At 63.0% G+C, this 1,658-nt stretch carries 2 protein-coding genes; both read left to right on the top strand.

Annotation, left to right across the window (positions count from 1 at the left end; all coding sequences use genetic code 11):
* Positions 1–200: 200 nt before the first annotated feature.
* Positions 201–563 carry a 50S ribosomal protein L20 gene (gene rplT / locus NZM16_RS08560; protein ID WP_295452854.1) on the top strand — a complete coding sequence of 121 codons (363 nt, stop codon included), beginning with the start codon at positions 201–203 and terminating at the stop codon, positions 561–563.
* A gap of 116 nt (positions 564–679) precedes the next feature.
* A complete protein-coding gene (locus tag NZM16_RS08555; protein ID WP_295479931.1) occupies positions 680–1,534 on the top strand; it encodes an RNA methyltransferase in 855 nt (284 codons plus the stop codon).
* Positions 1,535–1,658: the final 124 nt, after the last annotated feature.

Raw genomic sequence — 1,658 nt, 5'->3', positions numbered from 1 at the left:
TCAAATCCCCAGTTTATAACTGGACAAACTGCTTATGCTTCGTTGCTCAATGCTTTGAGGATTTTCAAGGGCTGCGCCATGGCGGAAGGCCTCCGGCCTAGCCCTTGAAAAGATCTCTGCTCGCTCGGGGTATCCGAATCCTTAAAGTATGCTGCAGCGATGCATGAATCGGGGGCGCAAACCATCTGGGGGAAGTTGCAATGACTCGTGTGAAAAGCAGCGTCACCAATCGCCGTCGCCACAAGAAGGTTCTGAAAATGGTGGAAGGCCAGCGGGGGTCTCGCAGCCGACATTACCGGCGAGCCCATGAGGCGATGATTAAATCCCTGGCTTATGCCTATCGCCATCGGCGGGAGCGCAAGCGCGATTTTCGCCGCCTCTGGATCATGCGGATTAACGCGGCGGCCCGCCAGAATGGTCTCTCCTATAGCCGATTGATGGCAGGACTGCGGGCCGCCGGGATCGCCATCAACCGCAAGATCCTGGCGGATTTGGCGGTGCGGGATGCCGCGGCCTTCGCCCGACTGGTTGAAACCGCTCGTCAGGCCTTGGGGCTGGCCTGATCCTTTCTCCCCGGGCAGCTTTGCCGCCCGGGGAGGGAAAAGGGGGAGGGACGATGTCCTCAGCCTTAGGGGCCAAGGCGCAGACCCGCGCCAGGTAGCGCCTGTGGGGTTGAGGGGTGGGCGGACTACCTTCAACGACCCGCCCACCCCTTGAAGTCTTTGTTCGCCTCTCCACGATGCTCCGGATTACCAGCCCCTCCAATGAAAAAGTCAAACGGGTGCGGGCGCTGCTGGAGCAGCGGAAAGCGCGTCGGGCTTATCGGCAGATGGTTCTGGAAGGTCCCCGCCTGATCGACGAAGCCCTGCGTTTCAGCGCTCAGCATCCGGATTTTCGCCCTGTCTTCGCCTTCTATGGGGATCCTACCCCTCGTGCCCAGGAGACCCTGGCCCGCCTTCAGGCGGCAGGGGTGCCCTGTTACGAGGTCACCCCAGCGATTCTTCAAATGTGCACGGAAGCGGAGACCCCTCAGGGGTTGATCGCTGTGGCACCGATCCCGGAACTCCCCTGGCCGGAGCTATCGACTTTTCTGGTCCTTCTGGATCGGGTGCAGGAGCCGGGGAATGTGGGGGCGGTGTTGCGCAGCGCGGCGGCGGCCGGTGCCGAGGGGGTGGTGATCCCCCCGGGGACCGCGGATCCTTGGCATCCGAAGGCAGTGCGGGCGGCGGCCGGCGCGCATTTCGTTCTGCCGGTGCGCCTGGCTTCGTGGATGGAAATCCCTCGTCTCCTCGAGGGCACCACGATTTGGCTGGCGATGCCCACTGGTGCGCACGCTTATTTTGAGGTGGACTGGCGGGCGCCGGTGACCCTGATCCTGGGGGGCGAAGCGGCTGGTCCCGGGCCGGAGGCGCAACGCTTGCCCCATCGCACGGTGCGGATCCCGATGGCTCGGGGGATGGAGTCCCTGAACGTCGCGGTAGCCGGGGCCCTTCTCCTCTACGAAGTCGCCCGTCAGCGGGGGCTGGTGAAATGAGCGGACTGGACGAACCCTCTCTGAGGCCCAGAGGGCCTCAGGGAAGGGGAATTTACAAAATCAATAGAGGATATGGAGTAGTGCTCTGTCCATGTTTCATTTGGGGGGGCGGGGACGGTGCGGG

Source organism: Thermoflexus sp., from assembly GCF_025055495.1.
Classification (GTDB): domain Bacteria; phylum Chloroflexota; class Anaerolineae; order Thermoflexales; family Thermoflexaceae; genus Thermoflexus.
The sequence above is the reverse complement of the archived record's forward strand: the minus strand, read 5'-3'. Positions and strand labels throughout refer to the sequence as shown.